This is a genomic window from bacterium endosymbiont of Bathymodiolus sp. 5 South, assembly GCF_900128535.1.
Lineage (GTDB): Bacteria > Pseudomonadota > Gammaproteobacteria > PS1 > Pseudothioglobaceae > Thiodubiliella.
In genome coordinates, this window is the sequence record NZ_FQTR01000006.1 from 12,513 (window position 1) to 36,646 (window position 24,134).

A 24,134-nucleotide genomic window follows, 5' to 3' on the forward strand; every position below is an offset into this window, starting at 1 on the left:
ATGACGTTCACAACCCCTAAACATCGTTCTAGAGAGCGAGTCGTTCAAGCTTTATATCAATACATGCTATCAGGTGGCGAAGTGCTACAAATCGAACAACAATTTTTAAATCAAAAGTCTGGAAAAATTTCAAAAGCCTTCTTTTCCAACCTTTTTATCAATATTTTAAGAAATCGCACTGAGTTAGACGAACTCATTGCACCTACCATCAGTCGTGATACTGACGAGCTCGGTTCAGTGGAGCACGCTGTGCTGTATTTGGGTGCATACGAGTTACAAAACTCAATTGAGGTACCTTACAAAGTCGTCATTAATGAGGCGCTTGAAATTGCTAAACTATACGGTGCTGAAGGTGGATTTAAGCTCATTAATGCTTCACTAGACAAATTGGCTAAAAAATTAAGAACAATAGAAACAAACAACGCATGAAAACTAAATTAATCGCATTATTACCCTTCTTGGCATGGTTTAAAACCATCAATAAAAACACCATCAAAGCAGATATCATTGCAGGCTTTACTGGCGCAGTGGTCGTCTTACCTCAAGGTGTTGCTTTTGCAACCATTGCAGGGTTGCCACCAGAATACGGCTTATACACAGCAATGGTTACCCCCATTATTGCTGCATTATTTGGCTCATCCTACCACTTGATTTCAGGGCCAACCACTGCCATTTCTATTGTTATGTTTTCCACTATTAGCAGGCACGTTGAACCAGGTTCGCCAGAATTTATCTCAATGGCACTGACTTTAACTTTTCTTGCTGGGGTTTATCAGTTTGCCTTTGGTTTGGCCAGATTTGGAACTTTGGTAAACTTTGTCTCACATACGGTGATTATTGGCTTTACCTCAGGTGCGGCAATTTTAATTGCAACCAGTCAATTAAAGCACATCACTGGTATTTATGTGCCTACAGGGGAATCGTTTTTGCATGTTTGGATTGATTTATATCAAGGCTTTGCTGGTTTTGATATTTATCTGCTAATAATCGCATTAGTAACGCTATTTAGCGCGATCTTATTTAAAAGATTTTTGCCAAAATCTCCTAACCTTCTAATTGGCATGGTGCTGGGTAGTGTTTTAGCCTTTTACTTACCCAGATTTGGAATATCAACCAATATTGCTTTGGTGGGTGAAATTCCTGCGCATTTACCCCCTTTATCAATGCCTAATTTTTCATTTTCTACATTTTCTACGCTAGCATCCGAGGCTTTTGCAATTGCACTATTGGGTTTGATTGAAGCGGTTTCAATTAGCAGGGCGGTTGCTGCAAAATCCAATCAAAGAATCAACCCCAATCAAGAATTTGTTGGGCAAGGGCTATCTAATATAGTGGGCAGTTTCTTTTCTAGTTATGCAGGCTCAGGTTCTTTTACCAGATCGGGTATTAATTATGAATCTGGTGCAAAAACACCACTTTCTGCTATTTTTGCTGCACTGTTTTTGATGATTATTGTATTACTGATTGCACCACTAACGGCTTATCTGCCAATTGCGGCTATGGGTGGTGTTATTTTACTCGTTGCTTATAATTTGATTGATGCTCGCCATGTTGTCAAGATTTTTAAATACAGTAAATCAGAATCTGCAATTTTAATCACAACTTTTTTAGCAACGCTATTCCTTGAGCTAGAATTCGCTATTTATTTAGGCGTGTTATTATCTTTAGTGTTGTTTTTAGCAAAAACTTCAACCCCGAGAATCCCTACTTTGTCAATCGATAACATGAATAATGAAGGCTCTAGAAATTTTGTAAATATTGCTAAAAAGCCACTTAGACAGTGCCCACAGTTAAAAATAATTCGGGTTGATATGTCGATTTATTTTGGCTCAATTAACCATATTCAGAAAAAAATTGAAAAGATATCTGATGGGCAAAATATTCACCATATTCTGATTGTTGCCAGTGGCATTAATTTTATAGATTTGTCAGGTATGGAAACTTTAGCCTCCGAGCACAACAGATTAAAGAGAAAAGGTGGAGGCTTATATTTTGTTGGGCTTAAAGCACCGGTGTATCAGTTTTTAGCACAAGCCCATTTTTTTGAAAAAATTAGCAGAATAAACTTCTTTGATTCAAAAAGTGTTGCCATTCGTACTATTTATAGGCGACTTGAGCGTGATATTTGTACTCAATGCGATGCAAAAATATTTAATGAGTGTCGTTAGTTTGTTAAAAAATATAGAAGAAGTGGCAAAATTTATCGTTGGTAATAAATTCTCTTAGAAGTGTCTATTAACTTTGTGGGTATTTTTAGTAGAAAATAAAAACGAGAAACAAGTTTATTCTAGATTGGGGGATAGTAATCTTTCCGCTTGTTCAATTGAAACGCCTTTGCGTTTGGCGTAATCTTCTAGTTGCGCTTGGTTGATTTTTGCCACACCGAAGTATTTAGCATCAGGATTGGCGAAATACCAGCCACTGACGCTAGCAGTGGGTAGCATGGCATACGAACTGGTAAGAGTCATACCTGTGTTTTTCTCAACATTAAGCAAATCCCATAGTTTTTCTTTTTCGCTGTGCTCAGGGCAAGATGGATAGCCAGGGGCAGGGCGGATGCCATCAAACTTTTCTTGGATGAGTTGGTTGTTGTCAAACGCCTCAGAGCTATAACCCCAAAGCTCGGTGCGTAGTTTAAAGTGCATAAGTTCGGTAAAGGCTTCGGCTAGTCGGTCAGCCACGGCTTTAATCATGATTGAGTTGTAATCATCATGGTCGGCTTCAAATGCGGCGATGAGTGGCTCGATATGAATGCCAGTGGTTACGGCAAAAGCACCCATATAGTCTTGAATATCGTTGTCTTTTGGGGCAATGAAGTCGCTTAAACAGAAGTTTGGCATGTTGCCTTTTTTATCTAACTGTTGGCGTAGGTGGTTCAGGGTCATGAGCACTTCGTCATTTTCATCATATAGCTCAATATCTTCATTAATGCTGTTGGCTGGGAAAATGCCGATAACGGCATTGGCAGTGAGCAGTTTTTCATCAATTACTTTTTTAAATAAAGCTTTAGCGTCATCAAACAGTGCGCTGGCAGATTCACCTACAACCTCATCTGTTAAAATATCGGGGAATTTGCCAGCTAACTCCCAAGTGCGGAAAAATGGCACCCAGTCAATAAATTTAAAAATTTCAGCCAGATCATAGTCTTTAAAAACATGGATGCCTAGTTTTTTTGGTTTAACAATGGTGTTAAAAGAGATGTTAGGCTTGTTGGATCTGGCTTTTTCTAAAGAGATAAGTTTGCTTTTGCCTTTGTTGGCGCGACGCTGTCGCACCGTTTCATAGTCGGCTTTGGTGTCGGCTAAAAGTTTTGGCTTTAAGGTTGTGGAGAGTAGGGCGCTTGCTACGCCAACAGATTTGGAAGCATCTTGTACATAGAACACGCCATGACTATATTCTGGCTCAATTTTTACGGCTGTATGTGCTTTAGAGGTGGTGGCACCGCCAATCATTAAGGGTAATTCAAAGCCCTGACGGGTCATCTCCTTGGCGACAAACACCATTTCATCGAGTGAGGGGGTGATGAGCCCAGATAGTCCAATAATATCCACATTTTCTTTTCTGGCAGTTTCTAAAATGGTTTCGGTGGGCACCATCACACCTAAATCAACAATCTCATAATTATTACAAGAAAGCACTACGCCAACAATGTTTTTACCAATATCGTGCACATCGCCTTTAACAGTTGCCATTAAGATTTTGCCTTGTGAGGTGGAGGCGCAATCTTGTTTTTCGGCTTGTAAAAATGGGTCTAAGTAGGCGACGGATTTTTTCATCACACGGGCAGACTTCACCACTTGTGGCAAGAACATTTTGCCGGCACCAAATAAATCACCAACGATATTCATACCCGTCATTAATGGGCCTTCAATAACAAGAATAGGGCGACCCAGCTTATCAAAGGCTTCTTGGGTATCTTCATCAATGTATTTAGTAATGCCTTTAACTAGCGCGTGTTCTAGGCGTTTTTCTACTGCCCATGTGCGCCATTCTAAGTCTTTACTGTTGTCTTTTTGTTCAAGCGAACCAGAGAATTGAGCGGCGATATCCACCAGGCGCTCGCCAGCCTGATCATCCGTATTAAGTACCACATCTTCAACGCACTTTTTAAGTTTGGGATCAATGTCATCATAAACGACCAATTGCCCTGCATTAACGATTCCCATAGTCATACCCGCTTTGATAGCGTGATACAAGAATACGGAATGAATTGCCTCGCGTACTGGATTGTTGCCTCTAAATGAGAATGACACATTAGAGACGCCACCAGATATTTTGGCGTAAGGTAGATTTTTATTAATAATGCGCGTGGCTTCAATAAAATCAACGCCATAGTTGTTGTGTTCTGCAATACCTGTAGCAATGGCAAAAATATTTGGGTCAAAAATAATGTCTTCTGCTGGAAAATTAACCTCATCAACTAGGATATTGTAAGCATTGGTGCAAATCTCTATTTTGCGTGCCTGTGTGTCTGCCTGACCTGTTTCATCAAATGCCATAACGATAATAGCTGCACCGTAACGCTTGCACAGATGTGCGTATTTAACAAAGTTTTCCTTACCTTCTTTGAGTGAGATAGAGTTAACAATCGGCTTACCTTGTGTGCATTTAAGCCCCGCTTCAATAATATCCCACTTACTTGAATCCACCATTATTGGTACTTTGGAGATATCCGGTTCAGAAGCAATTAAATTCATAAAACGAATCATGGCAGCCTTACCGTCAAGCATGCCTTCATCCATATTAATATCAACCACTTGTGCGCCTTCTTCAACTTGCGTGCGGCAAATATCAAGTGCCCCTTCATATTCTTCGTTAAGAATAAGGCGTTTAAATTTGGCTGAACCTGTAATATTAGCACGCTCGCCAATATTTACAAATAAAGATTCGCTACCAATGTTAAAGGCTTCTAAACCTGATAATCGGCATTCTAGTGGTATCTTCGGGATTTTCCTAGGGGCTAAACCATCAATGGCGTCAGCAATCGCTTTGATGTGCTCGGGGGTGGAGCCACAACAACCACCTAAGATATTAACCAAACCAGACTCAGCCCATTCACCAACTTGCTTGCTCATTGTGCTAGCGCCTAAGTCATATTCACCGAATTCATTCGGCAGTCCAGCATTTGGATGCGCTGAGACAAAGCAATCTGCCACACGCGACATTTCAGCCACATATTGGCGTAATAAATCAGGACCAAGCGCACAGTTAAGCCCAATAGAAATAGGTTTGGCGTGTCGCAGTGAATTATAGAAAGCTTCAGTCATTTGACCAGATAGGGTGCGTCCTGAAGCATCTGTAATAGTACCTGAAATCATAATCGGTAATTCAACATCATCGTCTTCAAATACTTGTTGCACAGCGAAGATAGCCGCCTTAGCGTTGAGTGTATCAAAGATGGTTTCAATGAGGATGATATCTGCGCCGCCTTCAATCAGTGCGCGTGTTGACTGCGAATAAACACCAACCAACTCATCAAAACTCACATTTCTAAAGCCTGGGTCATTCACATCAGGTGAAAGCGAGCAAGTGCGTGAAGTCGGTCCGATAACGCCGGCAACAAAGCGTGGCTTGTCATCTGTTGAAAATTCATGACAGGCTTGTTTGGCAAGTTTGGCGCTTTCCACATTAATTTCATACGCCAAATCTTGCATTTCATAGTCAGCCATAGAAGTGCGTGAGGCATTAAAAGTATTGGTTTCAATAATATCGGCACCCACTTCCAAATAAGCACGATGAATATCTTGAATGATTTTTGGTTGCGTTAAAGAGAGCAGGTCGTTATTACCCTGAACAAAAATATGCCAATCCTTAAAACGCGCACCACGATAATCTTCTTCTGAGAGTTTGTGCTTTTGAATCATTGTACCCATAGCACCATCTAACACTAAGATTCGTTGTTGTAAAAGGGATTGTAGCAACTTTTGTGTACTCATCTTTAAGCATTATACCCAAAGGTAACTCTTGCTAATAACACGCTTGGTTTTTAAAGTAGCCTTTAAAAAACATGAATATGTTACAATGAGATCTTTGCATAAATAGGAACAATCATCAAAAATCCACTTTTCACCCACTTGGTGATTTTTTAAATCCAGCCTTAGTCCTGCTAGGACAAGGTTTAAAGAAATCACCAATTGGGCAAAAATTGGATTTTGCTAATCATCCCTATTTATGTAAAGGTCTCACAATATCAAAACTGTTTAATTGTCATACGGAGGAGCAATATGAAAAAAATATTTACAATCGCACTATTTGCAGTGTCATTGAGTGCCAATGCTTTTTGGGGTAATAACAATGGCCCATGGAGTAATGGTTATAACAACAATAATTATGGTTACCAGCAAGATAACGGTATTTTTGGTTATAACCCTTATGAGTTTTGGGAGCCTAGTTGGTATTTTGAAGAAATGAGTAATATGTTTGATGAGTTTGACAACAATGGTTGGGGTAACAATTATAATAATAATGGTTATGGTTACAATCCATACAACTCTTGGAATCGAGGCAACGGTAATAATTACCGTTACAATGGACCTGTGAGAAATGCTAGATAACACTTACAAGAAAAGTTAATAAAATAGCCTGCTTTTGCGGGCTTTTTTATTGCTAAAAAATTGACAATAGGTAAAATAACGCACTTTCCTTAAACCCACACAAACCATGAGTAATGATTGTATTTTTTGTACATTAAGAGATGAGCGAATCATCGGCGAATGCGATTACACAAAAACCTTTATTGATAGCTACCCAGCATCGCCAGGGCATACACTAATTGTGCCTAAAAGGCATTTTGCAACCTATTTTGAAGCCACAAAAGAAGAATTGTTAGCCCTCGGTGAGGCTGTGCAAAATGCCAAGAAAATATTAGATGAGGAATTTTCACCTGATGGTTACAATATTGGTGTCAATAATGGTCAGGCTGCAGGTCAAAGCGTGATGCATTTACATGTGCATTTAATCCCAAGGTATAAAGGTGATGTTGAAGACCCTAAAGGTGGTGTGCGTTGGGTGTTAAAGAATAAAGCCAACTATTGGGATGATAAGAAAAATAGGGTTAGAGCAAAATAATACCAAAACAAACAAAAGCCCGCTAAAGCGGGCTTTTGTTTGTCGGTATTTTTTTAAGGATACTTACAAGGTTTCATTAAGATTTGTAAATACCCTTTGGGTGTCTAGAATGGAATGTCGTCATCAAAACCACCGTTATCAACAGGTGTGATAGGGTCAATAGCAGCTTGAGTTTGTTGCTGCATAGGTGCAGTAGGAGCGGGAGCGGCTTGCTGTGGTGCTGGTGCACCAGCACCTGTATTATTATCACGGCGGTCTAGCATTTGCAAAGTGCCGTTAAAGCCAGATACAACAACTTCAGTCGTGTAACGATCAGCGCCTGATTGGTCTTGCCATTTACGCGTTTGTAATTTTCCTTCCACATAAACCTTAGAGCCTTTATCTAGGTATTGACCAGCAATTTCAGCCAATTTACCAAACAAACTCACACGATGCCATTCTGTTCTTTCTTGTTTTTGACCTGTGTTTTTATCCGTCCAAGATTCACTGGTTGCCACTGATAAATTGGTTACTGCGTTACCAGTTGAGCCGTATTTTACTTCTGGTTTTGCACCTAAATTACCGACTAAAATTACTTTGTTAATACCTGCCATATTGCTTCTCCTATAAGGTTTTTTGTTGTTTCATGGTGAGCATAACGCCCAGCCAAATTATTGCCATTAATGTAGTGAATAAGAATACACTATTTAAATCATATATGTTGTAAATCCACCCGCCGAATATGCCACCAACGAACGCACCTAAAAACTGCGAAGTGGAATACAACCCCATTGCTAAGCCGCGTTTATCATCTGTTGCAATCTTGGATATAAGTGAGGGCAACATAGCTTCCATTGCATTAAAAGCAATAAAAAACAGCGTTAGTAAGGTTGAGAATGTGAGGTAAGTTAAGGAGGTTTGATAAAACAGAATTTGACTGATAATCATTATCGTAATCGCAACAAGAATCATCGCTTTATGTTTTTGAAATTTTTCAGCTAAGATAATAATTGGCAACATACCAACAAAAGATAACAGCATTACTGGTAAGTAGACACTCCAATTGTCTTTTAAGTCGGCGGCAACAATGTTGTTTTCCACCAGTAACACTGGCATAACGATAAAAGCACAAGTAAGAATTAAGTGTAGCGTAAAGACACTAAAATCTAATTTAAGCAATTTAGCGGTTAAGACCTGTTTAATGTTGGGTATTGATAGTGAGTATTGTGTATGTGGCTTAACATATGGCAATGTGGTAACAATGATCAATGCGACGATAGACAAACCAGCAATGACCCAAAAAAGCCCTGAAATGCCTAAATTTACCGTAATTATTGGTCCAATCAGTAGTGAGAGCATAAATGCCAGCCCAATTTGCATTCCTACAAAGGCATTTGCCTTAGAACGTTGGCCTTCAGCAACAAAATCTGCCAAGAAAGCCATTAATACTGCAGAAATAGCGCCACTACCTTGTAACGCTCTACCAACCACCACATGAATAATATCGGTAGCATTAGCAGTCACCACGCTACCGATAAAGAAAAAGACCAATCCGATAATAAGTAATGGCTTGCGACCAAATTGGTCAGATAAATAACCAAATGGAATTTGTAACAGTGCTTGTGTTAAACCGTAAATACCAATTGCCAAGCCAATCAAATAAGGTGTTGTGTTCTTGTATTGCATGGCGTACACTGAGAACACTGGAAATATCATAAATAATCCAAATAGCCGAGTTGCCATAATAGATGATATTTTAAGCGCAAAGAAACGCTCTTGTTTAGTCATACTAAGCTAACTTAAATAGATAGAAAGCATCCACAAGGCAAACTTTGAAATTACTAGCGGGTTTTAAGATTTCCGAACTAGTCATCTAAAGTGTAATGTGGCTCATAGATAGGGTAACTTTTCTTTAAGACGCGGCGTGCATCTTTTGCTAGCTTATCCATGCCGAGACTATCATAGTTGCGTGCCATTAAATGTAATGCCGCAGGGACTGAGGGTGTATTTGGATATTTTTCAATAATGAATTTGGTACGGTTAATAGCGGCAATATTCGCCTCTCTTGTGGTGTAATAGACAGCAACGAATAGCTCATGCCTAGCAAGAATATTTCTCAAAATAATTAGGCGTGTTTTTGCTTCTTCCGTGTATTCGGTGTTAGGGAATTTGTCAATTAAAGCCATGTAGTAGTTGAATGCATTGCGTACGGATTTCACATCACGCTGGGCGTTGTCAGTCAGGTAATTATCTAAGATGGAGCGAGATTTATCTTCTGAAATAACACCACGAAGGTAATAAGCATAGGGCGTTGAAAAATGCTCAGGATAAAGCTTAATATAGTTATTAAGGCGTAAAATCGCTGCATTATAATCTTCATTTTTATAAAGTCGGTAAGCAATCTCTAATTTAGACTGCAATGCATACTTAGAGCCTGGGTAAGCGGCTTGTAGTTGTTCAAATAATTCAATAGATTCTTCTGTTGAGTCGGAGTTTTTCGCTTGTTGGAAAAAGGTTTTAGGCGACCAACCCTTGGTAATGGATTCTCTTTTTTTCTCGTTATTCAAAAAGCAACCACTTAGTGATAAACTTAGTAGCGATAGTGTTATGGTTAGTTTGATTATATTTTTCATTATTAAAACTGATTATTTATGAATATGCGTAAGTATTATACTGAGACACTTGCATTATAATAGGTAATATTAACATTAACATTAACAATATTCAAATGCCTTTATCCGAAAAAAGAATTCTAATTAGTGACTTATGTATGGTATTAGACACTTATATGCCAAAAGAACAGGTTGAAGGCGTTTATCGAGCTTATATGCTAGCAGCAATAGCTCACGACGGACAGTATCGTAGAACAGGCGAGGCTTATGTATTCCACCCAATTAATGTGGCAATGATTTTAGCAAAATTAAAGTTGGATTATCATTGCATTGTTGCAGCACTACTGCATGATTGCATTGAAGACACCACGCTTACACGAGAAGATATTGTCCGAGATTTTAATGAAGAAGTGGCACATATCGTAGACGGGGTTTCAAAATTAACAGGTTTAGAATTTCGCTCAAATATTGAACAGCAGGCGCAAAACTTTAGAAAATTGTTTTTGGCAATGGCTACGGATATGCGAGTCATTATGATTAAACTCGCTGACCGCCTACACAATATGCGTACACTACAATCAATGACGAGTGAGAAGCAACGAATAATTGCCAAAGAAACCACTGAAATTCACGCGCCAATCGCACGCCGTTTAGGTTTAAACAATATCAACAAAGAATTAGAAGAATTGTGTTTTGAGTACACTCATCCTTATCGCTATCAGGTGTTAAATCGTGAAATTAATAAACGCTACGGCAATTTAAAAGCCATTATTGAAAAAATTCAGGATGAGATTAAATTTCGCTTAAGACAAGAAGGGTTGGCTAATATTAAGACCAGTGGGCGTAGAAAAACAACCTCTAGCATTTATAAGAAGATGAAAGGCACTCATCATAAATTTTCTGAAATGCTTGACATATATGCATTTAGGGTAGTTGTAGACGATATGACTCAGTGTTATCAAGCACTGGGTATTATTCACAATCTATACAAACCTGTCCCTGGTAAATTTAAAGATTATATCGCCCTGCCAAAGACTAATGGCTATCAGTCCTTACACACGGTATTATTTGGTCCAAGTAAAGTTTATATCGAGGTGCAAATTCGTACAAACGAGATGCACTTTATCTCTGAATATGGCATTGCAGCGCATTGGCATTACAAGGGTGAAGATGTTAATGCGTCGGTATTGGCTGATAATTGGATAGGTTCATTATTAGATATTCATCAAAATTCAGACACTTCCATTGAATTTTTGGAGAGTGCCAAAGTTGATCTATCCCCTTCAGAAGTGTTTGTTTTCACCCCTAAGGGGCAAATTATCCAGTTGCCCTATAAGTCCACAGTGCTAGATTTTGCTTATGCTATCCATACCAATGTTGGTAATAGAACACTTGGGGTTAAGGTCAACCAAACGAATGTTAAGCTTGATACTGAACTAAAATCAGGACAAACGATTGAAATTATTACCGATGAAAATGCTAGACCACACCCATCTTGGCTAAAAATTGTAGCTACAACAAAGGCAAAAGCCTCAATTAAAAACAATTTACAAGAAGAGTCAGCTTCTAAATTAATACGATTGGGTGAACATTTATTAACCAACGCCTTAGATTATCAAGGTGACGGTAAGCCCATCAGTGAAAAAAAATGGCAGGCTTGTTTAAAAATCTTAAAGTGCAACTCTAAACAAGATTTGTATATGAAAATTGCTTTATCAGAAATTTTAGTGTCTTTTGTGCTTAATAAAATTCAAGGTAAAAAGGGTGATGAGTTAAATAACCGTATTAGCATCAAGAGCACCAAAAATAACTCTATCAGTTGTGCGCGTTGTTGTTATCCGATTCCAGGTGATAAAGTGGCTGGCATATTGACCAGTAGTAAAGGGTTGGTGCTACATAGATTTGATTGTGGCAATCTACTTCGTGCCAAGCAAAAAGACGAGCAATGGTTAGAAGTGGACTGGCAGGCGGATGATGAAGAAGAATTTGAAGTGTTGATTTGCGTAAAAGACGAGAACCGTCGTGGTATGTTGGCTTCTATTGCCAATGTTATTGCCAAAGCCAATGTTAATATTGAGAACTTAGAAGTAGAAGAGGACGGTGACTCAATGAGTGCGCTAAAGTTATTGATTAGCGTATCGGGTCTTTCGCAATTAGACGAAGTTATAGGCGCCATTAAAAGCCTAGAATTTGTCTATTTAGTGAGTAGAGTTAGCAATAAAAAAAGTTAAATTTGCTAATCACTCATATTTTATACAAAGGTCCCATGGTTTGGATTAAAATTAACCGTTATTAGATTTAAGGATAAACTTTATGATTTGGACTGATTCCCTAGATATTGCTATCGCATTAGACGAGGCACACCCTGAAATTGACCCCACTATCGTTAATTTTGTTGATTTAAGGCAGATGGTGATTGACTTAGAAGAATTTGACGATGATAAAGATAAATCGGGTGAGAAAATCTTAGAAGCCATTCAAATGCACTGGATTGAAGAAAAAGAATGAACTTAAGCAAGTGGTTAATGTTGGTTTTAATGTTTGCTATAGGTAATATGCATGCAGCATTAAAGGTAACTGTGGTTAAAAAAGATGAAAATGCTTTTCCAATTGCCATTAGTCCATTCAAACTGATTGGCAACAAGTCGCAAGACAAAGATATCTCAAAAATTATCCACGACAATCTAGAGCGTTCAGGGCGTTTTGATGCGCTTATTCCTGCCGCTGTTGTGGATAAAATTGATGCAAAATACTGGAAAGAAAAAAACATAGAGGCGCTTGTTACTGGCAGTATTGTGCAAGAAAGTGATGATATTTATCGACTTTCTGTCAATTTATTTGATGTTTATAGTCATACACAGTTGTTTACTCGCTCAACACGAGTCCACGCTAGTGGCTTTAGAAAGATAGCACATCAGCTCAGTGATTATATTTACGAGGCGTTATTGGGTGAAAATGGTTCGTTTAACACGCTATTAACCTATATCACAGTAAAAGAAAATGCAAAAGGAGTAAAGCAATACAGCCTTAATATTTCTGACTCTGATGCAATGAATGCTAAAAGTCGTATCAGATTAGACAGCCCGATCTTGTCTCCAGCTTGGTCGCCAGAACATAAATATAAAAACAAGAAAATCGCCTATGTTTCCTTTCAAAATGGGCGCTCAGAAGTGTTTATTTGGTATCCGTTCTTGCGTAAAAAGATTGAAAAACTACCTCGTTTTGATGGCATTGCCTCATCACCCAGTTGGCATCCAAATGGCAAAAGTCTTGTGTTAACACTATCTAGAAAAGGCAACAAAGATATTTATTCTTATGATTTAACCAATAAAAAACTCACTCGATTAACACTACATAAAGACATTGACACCGAAGCAAGCTATTCCCCTGACGGGAAAAGCCTTGTGTTTACTTCTAATCGTTCTGGACAAGCACAGATTTATATTAAAAACTTAGAAAATGGACATATTAATCGTGCTAGCTTCACCGGACGCTATAATGCAAATGCTGTATTCTCCCCAGATGGTAAGCATTTGGCGCTGGTACACCGTGTTGATAATGATTACCGCATTGCAATGTTAAACATTGAAAGCAAAGAATTAAGTATGATGAGTAATGGTACATTGGATGACTCGCCGTATTTTTCACCCAACGGTGATATGATTATCTTTTCCAGTCATCGTGGTGGAAAAGGTTTGTTATCAGTGGTATCCGTGGAAGGCAATCGCTCTTATGAGTTGTCTGCCTATGACGCGGAAGTAAGAGCGCCGAATTGGTCAAGTAGTTTAGAGAATTAATAAAAAGGAGAGAATAATGAAAACGAAAATTATAGTGATATTACCGCTTATAGCCATATTAAGCGCTTGTTCAACAACAGACAATCTAGATACCAATACAGTTATTATCGAAGACAGAGGTACAGGTGAAGTTGATGCGATTGCGTACGGGCAAGAGACTTTTGAGTGGAAGGGTGGTGAGCAAGTTGCAAATATTGATGCGATGCCAACAAAAGAAAGAGAAAGCGTGGTTGCAGCATTAAAGGCTAATGGTGGCAAGCTTGTGTTGTATTTTGATTACGATACTGCTGATATCAGTTCACAGGCCAATCAAGAAATCATGAAGCATATTGCCTTTATGCAGGACAACCCAAAGATTAGATTGCGCTTAGAAGGGCATGCAGATGAGCGTGGCACGCGTGAATACAACTTAGCTTTAGGTGAAAATCGTGCTTTAAGCGTTAAACAACTACTGGGCTTTGGCGATAGGATTGAAGTGGTGAGTTATGGTGAAGAAAAACCACAGAGCAGTGAAAATGACAAAAATCGTCGTGTTGAGTTTATTTACAAATAAAAACTTTTGTATGGCGATACACAGCAACCCTTTAGGAAGGTCATTATGAACAATCATAAAAATACCGCTTTTCATCAACTTAACTACCCTCATAAGAGTAGGTTTAAGCCTACTATTAGCAAAATTTGGCATTTTACTAATCATTCATAATTATATAAAAGCCTTACGCCTATAATTTAACAGTGAAGTCTTTAGAGATACCCAAAGTGGCTTTAGATGCCTTATGTCATCTAAATTCTAAGCGCTATCCTTTCCTATTGGAAAGCGTTAATCATAATCAGAGCAACCGTTATTCGATTTTGTTCGCTCATCCTAGTGAACAAATTGTTTTAAATGCTTTAGATGATTTTGATTTCCTTTCCGAATTAGAATCAAAGATTGACATGCCTACTGTAAATAGTGATTTACCCTTTACGGGGGGGTGGTTTGTCTATCTGTCGTATGAGTTGATTGGACAGATTGAACCAATATTAAAAAATGATTTACTGCCAAGCAGTCAAGCAGTAGCGATTGCCGTTAAAATACCTAGCGCAATTGTAGTTGATCATCACTATGAAAAAACCTACCTCTTAGACCAGTTTGACAACCAACAGCGCATAGACCAAGTGCTATCAGATATAGCACAGTTGCAAGATATTTCGCCTACACCCATCCAAGGGGCGTTATCTTGGGAAGAAGAGGCTAAGTTTATCAAGGGTGTTGAGCGTAGTCGTGACTATATTGTTGCAGGTGATGTGTTTCAAGTAAATCTATCACGCCAATGGCAATACGAACTCACAAGCGATATTAAGCCAACACAAGTGTATCAAGCGTTAAAACAGTCTAATCCCGCGCCTTTTGCTGCTTTAGCAAATTTTGAGAGCTTTAGTATTATTTCCTCCTCACCTGAGCGCCTATTTAGCGTTAATGGCTCTCAAATAGAGACTCGCCCAATTGCTGGTACACATCCACGCGGCAATGGCGAAGAAGATGATTTCCTTAAACAACAATTAATGAATCACCCCAAAGAACAAGCAGAGCATGTTATGTTACTAGACTTGGAGCGTAATGACTTAGGTCGAGTGTGCGAGTATGGTTCAGTTGATGTCAATGAAGTGATGGGGCTAGAAACTTACCCTTTTGTGCACCATATTGTTTCCAACATCAAAGGAAAACTCAAACAGGGTATTACTATTAAAGACATAATCTGCGCTTTATTTCCTGGTGGCACGATTACTGGTTGCCCAAAAGTGCGTTGTATGCAGATTATTGCCGAGTTAGAGCAAATGCCGCGCCAAGCCTATACCGGTTCATTGGGTTATATCAGTAGTAACGGCAAAATGGATTTTAATATTCTAATCCGAACTATCAGCAAGCAAGATAAGATTTTAACCTTTAGAGCGGGTGCTGGTATTGTATTTGATTCTATTGCCCAGCGTGAATTAGAAGAAACTAAACATAAAGCCGAAGGTGTGCTTAAAATATTTCCCAAAGATAAACGGAGAAAAACTTACGGATGAAATTAACCAGCATTATTGGTTGAATACTTTAATGCATAGGATGAATTTTTATTTAATCAAGGTTGAAACTTAGAAGTCATCGGATAACGGCGCTCTTTGCCAAAGGCATTTTGGCTGATTTTTGGCCCTGGGGCACTTTGTCGGCGCTTGTATTCACTATTAAGCACCATTTTAACCACTCGCTTTACAGTGTTTTCGTCATGCCCTCGCTGCACAATACGCTCAGCAGAATATTTCTTCTCAATGAACAACTCCAAAATAGCATCAAGTTCGTCATATTCGGGCAATGAGTCCTGATCGACTTGGTTGGGCGCTAGTTCTGCTGATGGCGCACGGTCTATGACGCGACCAGGGATGACATAATTAATACTATTACGGTATTTAGCCAAACGATATACCATGGTTTTAGCGATATCTTTAAGAGGCGCAAAGCCACCTGACATATCACCATATAGTGTCGCATAGCCAACTGCCATCTCAGATTTATTGCCTGTGGTAAGTAAGATTTTGCCAGATTTATTGGATATTGCCATTAGCAGGGTGCCACGAATGCGTGCTTGTAGGTTTTCTTCGGTGGTGTCGGCTTGTAGGCCGGTAAATAAAGGGGCGAGTTGCATGTTAAAACTACTGATCATGGGGAAAATATTCACTTCACGATAATCAACATTCATACTACTGGCTTGTGCTTTGGCGTCTTCTACGCTCATAGCAGAGGTGTATTCATAGGGCATCATAATGGCTTGCACATTCTCACTACCCAGCGCATCAGCAGCAATGGCCAGTGTTAAGGCAGAATCAATGCCACCTGATAAACCAATGAGTGCACCGTTAAACACACCATTTTTTTGCACATAGTCTTTAGTGGCAAGCACTAAGGCGTCGTAAATAGTCTTTTCTATTGATTCTGTGCTACTTGCCATAATAGGTGCATCCAAAGCCTGTGTTGTTGCTTGAAAGAAGGGCAGTTGGTGAGTGACTTCGCCTTTGTTGTTCATGACAAACGAACCACCATCAAATACCAATTCATCTTGTCCGCCGACTGCATTGACATAAATAAAGTTTATTTGGTTTTCTAAAACACGCTGGCGAATAGCTTGTAGACGCTGATTGTGCTTACCCACTTGGAAAGGGGAGGCATTGATACTAATGATGGTTTGTGCGCCTTGATTGACTGCATTATTAACCGGTGTCTCATCCCAAGCATCTTCGCAAATCACGATACCAATGCGTTGTCTTTGACATTCAAACACCAGTGGCATTTGACCAGAGGTGAAGTAGCGTTTTTCATCAAATACGCCGTAATTGGGTAAATGTTGCTTGTGGTAGCTGCGAACTTTACCATGTTGTATTAAGATAGCACTATTGTACAAGCATTCGTCAATGCGCGTAGGGGCGCCAAATATAATACTCATGGCTTCGGGTAATTGTTTGCGTATACGCTCAATTTCGGTTTCCACCTGAGTGATGAATCCCTCGCGTAAGAGTAGATCTTCTGGCGGGTAACCACAAAGTGTTAATTCTGGAAAAACCAGTAAATGCACGCCTGATTCAAAGGCTTTACACGAAAAATCAATAATTTTTTCAGCATTATTACTTAAGTCGCCGACAATGGGGTTAATTTGCGCGATTTCTATTTTTAGAGATTCTGAGTCATGTTTGAGGTTTTCTAGCTGTTCTTGCCAAAATTTGACCTTTGTTTCATTGTTACTGATTTTTGCTTGTTCAAGTTTGGTGTTTGCCACCACTTCAGCAGGGTTAACACCCAAAATGCCTGCAAACAGCCAAGCATGGGTTTCTGATAGTGCTAATTTTCCTGATTTATATTTACTTAAATTTGACTGATTGATATCGTATTCTTTTGCTATCTTGTAGTCTGTAAACCCAGTCTTGTTACGGACTTTAGCGAGGTAGTCCTTAGTTTTTATTGGCATAATGTTTAGTTGTATTTTTTAACTATTGTTAAGCATTATAGTTAAATTTTACCTGGCATTAAAAGGGATTATTTAGTTAAAAATTACCAATAGTGGTAAAAGATGCATAATTACTTCATAAGTTATTGATATTAAATTAAAGTTTATTAATTCATAGCAATAGTATAAAAATTATAAAATCTACTTTAAGTAAGGTGTTTTCAGTAATTTGATTCGCATAACAAAGCTAACTTATGTATACTTTTAAGTTAATTAAGTAATCAACAAACAGCATGAATACAACATCAAAAAACATTTTCCTATCACTATTAGCGCTTACTGGCGGGCTCTACGCTCAAGCAGACACATTAAGCGATGTTCAAGCCAAAGGCAGTCTAAGTTGTGGTGTATCCTCTGGCTTAGTCGGTTTTTCGTCCACAGACTCTGCGGGCAGGTGGAAAGGTCTTGATGTTGACATATGTCGTGCTGTCGCAGCAGCCACTTTAGGTGATGCAAATAAGGTCAAATTTGTACCATTAACTGCAAAAGAACGCTTTACAGCGCTACAATCAGGTGAAATTGACCTGCTTTCAAGAAACACGACTTGGACAACCACACGCGATACCTCATTGGGGTTTAACTTTGCAGGTGTTAATTATTATGATGGTCAAGGCTTTATGGTTAAAAAATCGTTAGGGGTTACTAGCGCTAAAGAATTAAATGGTGCGACTTTCTGCTTGCAGGCAGGCACAACGACTGAATTAACGCTAGCAGATTACTTTGTATCAAACGGCATGAGTTACCATTCATCGCCATCTGACACCTCAGCACAATCCAAGAAAGGCTTTTCAACAGGGCGTTGTGATGCCTTAACCTCAGACCAATCGCAGTTATATGCCTTAAAAACCACATTAAAAGACCCATCGTCTGCTATTATTTTGAAAGATATTATCTCTAAAGAACCACTCGGTCCTGTGGTGCGTCAAGGCGATGACAAATGGTTTAACATCGTTAAATGGTCATTAAATGCGATGATTGGCGCTGAAGAGTTCGGCATTAATTCAAACAATGTCAATGCCAAGTTTAAAAACCCTGAGGCTTTACGCTTGTTAGGGCGTTCTGGTAATCTACACAAGCACTTGGGCTTGAGTAAGAAATGGGCCTTTAATATCATTTCTCAAGTGGGTAATTATGCACAAAGTTTTGATAGAAATGTCGGCAAAGACACGCCTTTAAACATCTCTAGAGGGCTTAATGCGCTTTGGCGTGATGGCGGTATTTTATATTCACCACCATTTAGATAGACCAACCCGTCTTAAAAGGCAGTCACTCGTTCAGGACTGTCTTTTTATTATAAATTTATATGGAAAAAATTAAGTCACCACTTGCATTTCTTAACAATAACCAGATAAGGGCTTTTTTATTTCAAGTTATCATCTTAGTGCTAATTGTGTCTTTCTTTTATAACGCAGTTGGCAACCTCCTTAACAATATTGAAAGTCGAGGCATACACACTGGGTTTGACTTCTTGGGAGTTGAGTCAGGCTTTGATATTGCCGAACATTTAATAGATTATTCTTCAACCTCTAGCAACCTTAGAGTTTTCTATGTTGGACTGATAAACACTATTGTCGTGTCCGTCGTGGGTATTATCTTTGCAAGTATTATTGGGTTAGTCATTGGTATTGCACGATTATCCAACAACTGGTTGATTGCTAAACTGGCTGGGGGATATATTGAATTGTTTAGGAATATTCCTATTCTATTGCAGATTTTATTTTGGTACAACCTTGTACTGGTAAGCTTTCCATCTCCTAAACAGAGTTTTGAGTTGTTTGGCTCTGTGTTTGTTAATCTACGCGGTATTTACCTGCCCAAACCCATTGTAACGGAAGGCTTTATCTGGGTAATGGTTGCTTTGGTGTTGGGTATTGCATTAAGGGCACTGGTTAAGCGTCACTTTAATAGAGTGCATGACGAATCAGGGGTTGAAACCAATACTTTGGCTTATTCATTGTTGTTATTGCTTGTTTTGCCTGTTATGGTATACCTCATACTGGGATCACCAATGGTTTTCGACTATCCAGTACTAAAAGGTTTTAATTTCAAAGGTGGTATGAGTTTATCGCCAGAATTCCTGTCTTTGGCCTTTGCTTTAAGTATTTATACCGCTACTTATATTGCTGAAGCTATTCGTTCTGGCATTGAGTCAGTCTCTAAAGGGCAAAAAGAGGCAGCACTGGCAATGGGCTTGACGCCAAGACAATCATTAAGGCTGGTGGTGCTTCCACAAGCACTTAAATTAGCCATTCCGCCGATTATTAACCAATATCTTAATCTGACTAAGAATTCATCGTTAGCGGCTGCTATCGGCTATTCTGAGCTTGTCAGTGTATTTGCAGGCACAATGCTTAATCAAGTAGGGCAAGCACTTGAGATTATTTTTATGACAATGATGGTTTACCTAGCTATATCCCTGATGATTTCTTTGATTTTGAATATTGTGAACCACAAAATGAGTATTAAAGAACGATAGTATGGCTGTATTCAAACAACAAGTAGCAAAAAAGGCGCCAAATTTAAAAATAGGCGTGATTCACTGGTTGAGAGAAAACCTATTCTCTAGCGTGGTTAACAGCGTTTTAACTTTACTTGCACTGTATCTCATTTATTTAATCGTGCCAACAGTGGTCAATTGGGCGTTATTTGATGCAACTTTTGCACCCGTCACTAATGAGCAATGCGGTAGGGAGGGTGCTTGTTGGAGCTACATTATTGAAAAACTTGATTTATTTATGTATGGTTTTTACCCACCAGAATCCTATTGGCGTCCACAGTGGGTGCTGATATTAGCACTGATTTTTGTTTGGATTGCCAAATTGCTAAAGCAACATAAATATAAGACAAAAATTGTTACTACTCTAATCATCATTTACCCAATAATAGCTTTATTTTTACTATATGGGGGGCTAAGCTTAGAAATTGTAGAAACGCACAAATGGGGCGGCTTAATGTTAACTATTGTTGTAGCAACAGCGGGTATTGTTGCTTCATTTCCGATTGGTGTGTTGTTAGCATTAGGACGCCAATCAAAAATGCCTGTCATTAGGTTCTTATCGGTGGTATATATTGAATTTATCCGTGGTTTGCCACTGATTACCATCTTGTTTATGGCATCCGTTGTTCTACCCCTATTTTTTAACGAAGGTATGGATATGGACAAACTGTTACGCGCTTTAATCGGCATTACTCTATTTCAATCAGTCTATATTGCTGAGGTTATCCGTGGTGGCTTACAAGTCATTCCCAAGGGGCAATACGAGGCAGCAGATGCTATGGGCTTGAGTTTTGTACAAAAAACTGGGTTGATCATCCTACCTCAAGCACTAAAGATATCTATCCCTAATATTGTTGGCTCATTTATCGCGTTATTTAAGGATACAACCTTGCTATTGATCATTGGTTTGTTTGATATTTTGTCTATGGTGCATCTGACCAGTAGTGATGAAAACTGGCTTGGTAGAAGCACTGAAGGCTATGTTTTTGTTATGGTCGTCATGTGGATTATCTTGTATTCAATGAGCCGTTACTCAAAGGCGCTAGAGCTCAGATATAGCACAGATCACAAAAACTAAAAGGTAGGTAAGATTATGGGTACAAATATTATTAAAATTAACGCTTTAAATAAGTGGTACGGCAAGTTTCACGCACTTAAGAACATTAATCTTGAGATTAAAAAAGGTGAAATTGTCGTTATTTGTGGACCCTCAGGCAGTGGTAAATCCACATTGATACGCTGTATCAACTTCCTAGAAAAGTTTCAAGAAGGCTCTGTTACCGTTAATGGCACTGTGCTTAGTGATGATATCAAAAATATTAGACAAATTAGATCAGAGATCTCCATGGTGTTTCAGCACTTCAACCTTTTTCCACACCTTAGTATTATTGATAATTTGACTTTAGCGCCAATCTGGGTACACAATGAAAGTAAACAAGTTGCAAGGAACAAATCCTTGCAGTTATTGGACAGGGTTGGCATTAGGGACCAAGCTGATAAGCACCCAAATCAACTCAGTGGCGGACAACAGCAACGGGTTGCAATTGCAAGAGCATTATGCACTTCGCCAAAGATTATGTTGTTTGATGAGCCAACTTCTGCACTTGACCCTGAAATGATTGCAGAGGTGCTTGATGTGATGGTGGAATTAGCTAAAGAGGGCATCACTATGCTTTGTGTAACCCATGAGATGGGTTTTGCTAAGAAGGTTGCAGACCGTGTTATCTTTATGGATGAAGGACAGATTATTGAAGAAAACCAGCCAAAAGCCTTCTTTGACAAACCTGAATCTGAGCGCCTACAACTGTTTTTAGAGCAAATACTAGGTGAGTAAAAGCGTTATGAAGTGGTTTAAAGGCAAAAAAAAACCCCCTATAAATAAAGCTAAAAACGACCTTGATGGCGATTTATTTGGTTTTGACGATACTCAAAGTGAGGGGTTGAATAACAATACGCAGAAAAATAAACTTTTAGCGTCTCTAAAGGTTCTTAAAGAAAACAACCAACCATTAGAATCCAGCAAAGAACAAACTAAGAATTTGAAAGAACTGAGTGAATCTGCTAAAGACTTTAAGCGTAACAATATTAACAAAACTGGCATGACACAAGAATACTTTAATTTTTCAAAAAACATTGATACAACAGTATTTAATACAATAAACGGGACTAAGAAGGGACTAAGTAAAAATAACAGAGAAATTACCCAAGAACAAATCAAAATTTTGAAAAATTGCAAGGAAGAAAACACGGCTTTAGAATTAAGAAAAATTTCAAAAAGAACCAACAAGTCAAAATTCAAAGAAAGTGTTTTAGATCCATTAATTCATTTTGGTTTTTTTGAACTGACTGTCCCAAATTCACCAACCAGCCCAAATCAAAAATACCGTCTTACCGGAAAGTTTGTTCGCAGAATTCAAAAAAATTAGCACTTTACAGCTTTTTTTGAAGTAAGCTCTAAATTTACGATTTAAGCTACTTTTTTATAAAAATTAAACCAGTAGTTGATTAAGATAACAATCGTTGTAATAAATAAATCATTATAAATTTCTATTAAATTATTGATTTTTAATTAAATTTTAACTATTTAAGGTTTTTTGGTATACTACTTAATCATTTTTTGCCAATTACCCAATATATATTTTATGTCTAGCATTTCCCCAATTGAAGTTTCCATTGATTCCTTCCAAGAATTAGTGATTAAAAAATCACACAAACAACTGGTAATTTTGGATATTTCTGCACAATGGTGCACGCCATGCAGAATTTTAGAGCCTATTCTCAACAGTGTTGCAGCAGAGTATAATAACGGTGAATTTTCACTAACAAAACTTGAAGCAGAAGATGAAAATATGAAGATTGCTGGGCAGTTTTCAGTGCGTGGATTTCCCACAGTTGTTGCCTTTATTCGAGGTCAGGAAATAGCGCGTTTTCACTCTGTGCAAACGCATGATTTTGTGCGAGAATTTATTGATAAAAATTTACAGGAGTTTTAAATGAAAACTGGCGTTTTACTTACCAATCTTGGGACACCTGATGCACCAACAAAGGTTGCTTTAAGGCGATATTTAAAGGAATTTCTTGCAGATGAGCGTGTTATTCAGCCAAAAAATAAATTCATCTGGTGGCTGGCATTGAATGTGGTTATTTTAAACATTAGACCCACAAAATCTGCGCAAAATTATGCCAAAATTTGGGGCAGTTTTGGCAAAGGATCGCCGCTGTTAAATATCACCCTATTACAGGCGCAAGGCGTTAAAAAAGTCCTCGCAAATGAATTTGATGATTTGGCACTTGAAGTGGGTATGCGTTACGGTAACCCATCGATTGATTCAGCGCTTGAAACACTACAAGCTCAAGGTTGTGAAAAAATCGTAGTTTTACCACTTTATCCGCAATATTCAGATACCACAACAGCCTCAACACTAGATGCAATTAATAAAGCACTTGAAAATTGGAATAATAAGCCAAAATTAGATTTTATTGATCATTACTATACAGACAAAAGCTACATTCAATCTTTAGCCCTGTCAGTGGTTGAGCACCAAGAACAACACGGCAAGCCAGATAAGTTAATGATCTCATTTCACGGCATACCACAGCGTTTTGTAGATAATGGCGATATTTATTACGAGCATTGCGTCAATACGAGTGTATTGCTTGCTGAGGCGCTTAATCTACAAGATAAGGACTATCAGTTGTGTTTTCAATCAATATTTGGTCGTGAAGAGTGGATTAAACCACAGACAAAACCCAGTTTAGAGTCTTTGGCACAAGATGGTGTTGAGCATATACAAGTCATCTGCCCTGGTTTCTCTGCAGACTGCTTAGAAACCTTGGAAGAAATTAATGAAGAGAACAGAGGTTATTTTATACAGGCGGGTGGTAAAACTTTTAGTTACATACCGGCATTAAATGACCGTAAAGATCATATTAAAGCACTTTCCAATATCATTTCCAAACATTTGTAATAACTTCGCATAATTTATATTATGTTAAATTATTAATCATCATAAGTTGTGACGCCCTCTTTAAAACAAGACAATCATTTGATTAGAGACCTTTGCATAAATATGAATAATCATCAAAACGCCATTTTTCACCAACTTGACAATTTTATAAAACACAGCCATAGCTTTGCTATGACTATATTTCATAAAAT

The 24,134-nt window shown here is 38.4% G+C and carries 21 protein-coding genes; 16 read left to right on the plus strand and 5 right to left on the minus strand.

The annotated features are described in order from the left end of the window. Both nusB and BBROOKSOX_RS01510 read left to right on the plus strand, forming a co-directional pair. The gene (nusB, locus tag BBROOKSOX_RS01505; protein WP_139659409.1) at positions 1-429 is read left to right on the plus strand and encodes a transcription antitermination factor NusB; all 429 of its coding nucleotides are present in this window, start codon (positions 1-3) and stop codon (positions 427-429) included. After that, a complete protein-coding gene (locus BBROOKSOX_RS01510) occupies positions 426-2,168 on the plus strand; it encodes a SulP family inorganic anion transporter (protein ID WP_139659411.1) in 1,743 nt (580 codons plus the stop codon). The genes nusB and BBROOKSOX_RS01510 overlap by 4 nt, the downstream gene beginning before the upstream one ends. Before the next feature lie 114 nt (positions 2,169-2,282). On the opposite strand, the gene metH is transcribed toward BBROOKSOX_RS01510, so the two are convergent. After that, the gene (gene metH / locus BBROOKSOX_RS01515) at positions 2,283-5,936 is read right to left on the minus strand and encodes a methionine synthase (protein WP_139659413.1); all 3,654 of its coding nucleotides are present in this window, start codon (positions 5,934-5,936) and stop codon (positions 2,283-2,285) included. A 198-nt stretch (positions 5,937-6,134) separates the two neighbouring features. Between metH and BBROOKSOX_RS12000 the strand changes: the two genes are divergently transcribed. Both BBROOKSOX_RS12000 and BBROOKSOX_RS01525 read left to right on the plus strand, forming a co-directional pair. Continuing rightward, positions 6,135-6,554: a hypothetical protein gene (locus BBROOKSOX_RS12000; RefSeq protein ID WP_257607723.1), complete on the plus strand. Its 420-nt coding sequence runs from the start codon at positions 6,135-6,137 to the stop codon at positions 6,552-6,554. A gap of 106 nt (positions 6,555-6,660) precedes the next feature. Then, positions 6,661-7,068: an HIT family protein gene (locus BBROOKSOX_RS01525; protein ID WP_139659418.1), complete on the plus strand. Its 408-nt coding sequence runs from the start codon at positions 6,661-6,663 to the stop codon at positions 7,066-7,068. Positions 7,069-7,172: 104 nt separating this feature from the next. Here BBROOKSOX_RS01525 and ssb read toward each other — a convergent pair whose 3' ends face one another. The 3 genes from ssb to BBROOKSOX_RS01540 form a co-directional block, all read right to left on the minus strand. Then, positions 7,173-7,661: a single-stranded DNA-binding protein gene (gene ssb, locus BBROOKSOX_RS01530; protein ID WP_139659421.1), complete on the minus strand. Its 489-nt coding sequence runs from the start codon at positions 7,659-7,661 to the stop codon at positions 7,173-7,175. A gap of 10 nt (positions 7,662-7,671) precedes the next feature. Next, a complete protein-coding gene (locus BBROOKSOX_RS01535; RefSeq protein WP_139659422.1) occupies positions 7,672-8,835 on the minus strand; it encodes an MFS transporter in 1,164 nt (387 codons plus the stop codon). 77 nt (positions 8,836-8,912) lie between these two features. Continuing rightward, positions 8,913-9,680 (minus strand): outer membrane protein assembly factor BamD, encoded by a 768-nt coding sequence (locus tag BBROOKSOX_RS01540; protein ID WP_139659423.1) that lies wholly within the window; start codon positions 9,678-9,680, stop codon positions 8,913-8,915. A gap of 95 nt (positions 9,681-9,775) precedes the next feature. Between BBROOKSOX_RS01540 and BBROOKSOX_RS01545 the strand changes: the two genes are divergently transcribed. The 5 genes from BBROOKSOX_RS01545 to BBROOKSOX_RS01565 all read left to right on the plus strand — a co-directional run bounded on the left by BBROOKSOX_RS01545 (position 9,776) and on the right by BBROOKSOX_RS01565 (position 15,508). Then, positions 9,776-11,890 carry a RelA/SpoT family protein gene (locus BBROOKSOX_RS01545; RefSeq protein ID WP_139659424.1) on the plus strand — a complete coding sequence of 705 codons (2,115 nt, stop codon included), beginning with the start codon at positions 9,776-9,778 and terminating at the stop codon, positions 11,888-11,890. An 82-nt stretch (positions 11,891-11,972) separates the two neighbouring features. Beyond that, entirely contained in the window at positions 11,973-12,167 is a 195-nt protein-coding gene (gene iscX / locus BBROOKSOX_RS01550; protein WP_139659425.1) for a Fe-S cluster assembly protein IscX, read from the plus strand. After that, positions 12,164-13,456, plus strand: coding sequence for a Tol-Pal system beta propeller repeat protein TolB (tolB, locus tag BBROOKSOX_RS01555; RefSeq protein ID WP_139659426.1), 1,293 nt, complete (start codon positions 12,164-12,166; stop codon positions 13,454-13,456). The genes iscX and tolB overlap by 4 nt, the downstream gene beginning before the upstream one ends. Before the next feature lie 16 nt (positions 13,457-13,472). Further along, positions 13,473-14,009 (plus strand): OmpA family protein, encoded by a 537-nt coding sequence (locus BBROOKSOX_RS01560; protein WP_139659427.1) that lies wholly within the window; start codon positions 13,473-13,475, stop codon positions 14,007-14,009. Between the two features lie 182 nt (positions 14,010-14,191). Beyond that, entirely contained in the window at positions 14,192-15,508 is a 1,317-nt protein-coding gene (locus tag BBROOKSOX_RS01565; protein WP_139659428.1) for an aminodeoxychorismate synthase component I, read from the plus strand. 56 nt (positions 15,509-15,564) lie between these two features. Here the strand turns inward: BBROOKSOX_RS01565 and BBROOKSOX_RS01570 are convergent, their stop codons facing one another. Next, positions 15,565-17,439, minus strand: coding sequence for an NAD+ synthase (locus BBROOKSOX_RS01570; RefSeq protein WP_139659430.1), 1,875 nt, complete (start codon positions 17,437-17,439; stop codon positions 15,565-15,567). Between the two features lie 272 nt (positions 17,440-17,711). Between BBROOKSOX_RS01570 and BBROOKSOX_RS01575 the strand changes: the two genes are divergently transcribed. The 7 genes from BBROOKSOX_RS01575 to hemH all read left to right on the plus strand — a co-directional run bounded on the left by BBROOKSOX_RS01575 (position 17,712) and on the right by hemH (position 23,943). After that, complete coding sequence (locus BBROOKSOX_RS01575) at positions 17,712-18,722, plus strand: amino acid ABC transporter substrate-binding protein (RefSeq protein WP_139659433.1); 1,011 nt, start codon at positions 17,712-17,714, stop codon at positions 18,720-18,722. A gap of 59 nt (positions 18,723-18,781) precedes the next feature. Beyond that, positions 18,782-19,954, plus strand: coding sequence for an amino acid ABC transporter permease (locus BBROOKSOX_RS01580; protein ID WP_139659434.1), 1,173 nt, complete (start codon positions 18,782-18,784; stop codon positions 19,952-19,954). A gap of 1 nt (position 19,955) precedes the next feature. Next, entirely contained in the window at positions 19,956-21,053 is a 1,098-nt protein-coding gene (locus BBROOKSOX_RS01585; RefSeq protein ID WP_139659436.1) for an amino acid ABC transporter permease, read from the plus strand. A gap of 15 nt (positions 21,054-21,068) precedes the next feature. Beyond that, a complete protein-coding gene (locus tag BBROOKSOX_RS01590; RefSeq protein WP_139659439.1) occupies positions 21,069-21,809 on the plus strand; it encodes an amino acid ABC transporter ATP-binding protein in 741 nt (246 codons plus the stop codon). A 7-nt stretch (positions 21,810-21,816) separates the two neighbouring features. Beyond that, complete coding sequence (locus BBROOKSOX_RS01595) at positions 21,817-22,401, plus strand: Fic family protein (RefSeq protein ID WP_257607724.1); 585 nt, start codon at positions 21,817-21,819, stop codon at positions 22,399-22,401. 216 nt (positions 22,402-22,617) lie between these two features. After that, positions 22,618-22,968 carry a thioredoxin family protein gene (locus BBROOKSOX_RS01600; protein ID WP_139659441.1) on the plus strand — a complete coding sequence of 117 codons (351 nt, stop codon included), beginning with the start codon at positions 22,618-22,620 and terminating at the stop codon, positions 22,966-22,968. Then, positions 22,969-23,943: a ferrochelatase gene (gene hemH / locus BBROOKSOX_RS01605; protein ID WP_139659443.1), complete on the plus strand. Its 975-nt coding sequence runs from the start codon at positions 22,969-22,971 to the stop codon at positions 23,941-23,943. The last annotated feature ends 191 nt before the right edge of the window (positions 23,944-24,134 follow it).

Coding starts and splice junctions, on each gene's coding strand:
- nusB (WP_139659409.1), top strand. CDS start 1: ATGACGTTCACAACCCCTAAACATCGTTCTAGAGAGCGAGTCGTTCAA.
- BBROOKSOX_RS01510 (WP_139659411.1), top strand. CDS start 426: ATGAAAACTAAATTAATCGCATTATTACCCTTCTTGGCATGGTTTAAA.
- metH (WP_139659413.1), bottom strand. CDS start 5,936: ATGAGTACACAAAAGTTGCTACAATCCCTTTTACAACAACGAATCTTA.
- BBROOKSOX_RS01525 (WP_139659418.1), top strand. CDS start 6,661: ATGAGTAATGATTGTATTTTTTGTACATTAAGAGATGAGCGAATCATC.
- ssb (WP_139659421.1), bottom strand. CDS start 7,661: ATGGCAGGTATTAACAAAGTAATTTTAGTCGGTAATTTAGGTGCAAAA.
- BBROOKSOX_RS01535 (WP_139659422.1), bottom strand. CDS start 8,835: ATGACTAAACAAGAGCGTTTCTTTGCGCTTAAAATATCATCTATTATG.
- BBROOKSOX_RS01540 (WP_139659423.1), bottom strand. CDS start 9,680: ATGAAAAATATAATCAAACTAACCATAACACTATCGCTACTAAGTTTA.
- BBROOKSOX_RS01545 (WP_139659424.1), top strand. CDS start 9,776: ATGCCTTTATCCGAAAAAAGAATTCTAATTAGTGACTTATGTATGGTA.
- iscX (WP_139659425.1), top strand. CDS start 11,973: ATGATTTGGACTGATTCCCTAGATATTGCTATCGCATTAGACGAGGCA.
- tolB (WP_139659426.1), top strand. CDS start 12,164: ATGAACTTAAGCAAGTGGTTAATGTTGGTTTTAATGTTTGCTATAGGT.
- BBROOKSOX_RS01560 (WP_139659427.1), top strand. CDS start 13,473: ATGAAAACGAAAATTATAGTGATATTACCGCTTATAGCCATATTAAGC.
- BBROOKSOX_RS01570 (WP_139659430.1), bottom strand. CDS start 17,439: ATGCCAATAAAAACTAAGGACTACCTCGCTAAAGTCCGTAACAAGACT.
- BBROOKSOX_RS01575 (WP_139659433.1), top strand. CDS start 17,712: ATGAATACAACATCAAAAAACATTTTCCTATCACTATTAGCGCTTACT.
- BBROOKSOX_RS01580 (WP_139659434.1), top strand. CDS start 18,782: ATGGAAAAAATTAAGTCACCACTTGCATTTCTTAACAATAACCAGATA.
- BBROOKSOX_RS01585 (WP_139659436.1), top strand. CDS start 19,956: ATGGCTGTATTCAAACAACAAGTAGCAAAAAAGGCGCCAAATTTAAAA.
- BBROOKSOX_RS01590 (WP_139659439.1), top strand. CDS start 21,069: ATGGGTACAAATATTATTAAAATTAACGCTTTAAATAAGTGGTACGGC.
- BBROOKSOX_RS01595 (WP_257607724.1), top strand. CDS start 21,817: ATGAAGTGGTTTAAAGGCAAAAAAAAACCCCCTATAAATAAAGCTAAA.
- BBROOKSOX_RS01600 (WP_139659441.1), top strand. CDS start 22,618: ATGTCTAGCATTTCCCCAATTGAAGTTTCCATTGATTCCTTCCAAGAA.
- hemH (WP_139659443.1), top strand. CDS start 22,969: ATGAAAACTGGCGTTTTACTTACCAATCTTGGGACACCTGATGCACCA.